Source organism: Pseudoxanthomonas sp. UTMC 1351 (genome assembly GCF_040948865.1).
Classification (GTDB): Bacteria; Pseudomonadota; Gammaproteobacteria; order Xanthomonadales; family Xanthomonadaceae; genus Pseudoxanthomonas_A.
The window spans coordinates 1-1,260 of sequence record NZ_JAVGJT010000074.1; the positions used below are offsets into that span (position 1 = coordinate 1).

General features: G+C 65.0%; 2 protein-coding genes. Both read right to left on the bottom strand.

The genetic code is table 11. The features are described 5' to 3' along the window. Nucleotides 1–1,082: flagellin (locus AB6O04_RS20645; protein WP_368566307.1), on the bottom strand; the 1,082-nt coding region annotated here is incomplete at its 3' end. Nucleotides 1,083–1,165: 83 nt separating this feature from the next. Beyond that, nucleotides 1,166–1,258: a flagellin gene (locus AB6O04_RS20650; RefSeq protein WP_305806937.1), complete on the bottom strand. Its 93-nt coding sequence runs from the start codon at nt 1,256–1,258 to the stop codon at nt 1,166–1,168. Nucleotides 1,259–1,260 lie beyond the last annotated feature (2 nt).

Consider the following 1,260-nt stretch of genomic DNA (forward strand, 5'->3'; position numbering starts at 1 on the left):
CGGATACGGCTACGCGAAGCGGCCAGGTTTTCCGAGCTGGTCTGCAGGTTGGCGACCACCGAGGTGAAGCGGTTCTGCACCGCACCCAGGTCGGCGCGCGCGCCGTTGACCGAGGTCAGGGCCTTGTCAACGATTTCCAGCGCCTGCTGCGCGCCTTTGAACGTAGTGATGTCCAGATCGCTGCCGAATTTCGCGGTGGGTGCTGCCGCGGTCGCGGTCACGTCGGCCGGGGCAGTGCCGCCGGTCCAGGTGCCGGTATCTACGGCGAAGCCCGCGAAGTCGCCATCGGCGTCCACGCTGTCCTTGACCGAAGTCAGGTTGATGGCGCCGGCGGCACCGGCTTCGGCATACACGCCGTGTTCGCCCAGCTTGGCGTTGATGGCGCTGACCAGCGCGGCTGCGGCGGCGTCACGGGTACCCGTGGCAGTGCCGGTGGCGGCCACGTCAACCGTGTCGATGACCACGGCGTTGCCCTTGCTGTCGGTGATGGTGAGGTCTTCGATGGTCAGACCCGTCGTGCCGTCGGCGGGCGTGGCGACGGTGAAGGTATTGGTGTCGAACACCGCGCCACCTAGGGCCGCCGCCTGCGCATTGACCACCTTGTCGATGGCAATGGCCTGACCGGCGTTGGCACCGACCTGGAACAGCTGGCTGGAGAACGAACCGTCCAACAGTTTGGTGCCGTTGAACTCGGCCTGCTTGGCGACGCGGTCGATCTCCGAGGTCAGCTGCTTCACTTCCGCGTTCAGAGCCGCACGGTCGGAAGACGAGTTGGTGGCGTTGGCCGACTGCACCGACAGCTCACGGATGCGCTGCAGGTTGTTGCCGATTTCGGTCAGCGAGCCTTCGGCCACCTGGGCCAGCGAGATGCCGTCGTTGGCGTTGCGAACGGCCACATCCAGGCCGCGGATCTGGGTGCTGAAGCGCTCGGAGATGGCCAGACCGGCCGCATCGTCCTTGGCGCTGTTGATGCGCAAGCCCGAAGACAGGCGCTGAATGGTAGTAGCCAGCGAAGCGCCGCTGGTGCTCAGATTGCGCTGAGCATTGAGCGACATCGTGTTGGTGTTGATGACTTGTGCCATGAATGCGATTCCTTAGGCGTGAAGCGAAGTGAAGTGCCTGGCCGAGGCGAACGAAAAGCGTCCGCCCCGGCTTTTCTCAGCGATTAGCGGAGCAGGCTGAGCACGTTCTGGGGCACCTGATTGGCCTGGGCCAGCATGGCCGTACCGGCCTGCTGCAGGATCTGGGTGCGGGTCAGTT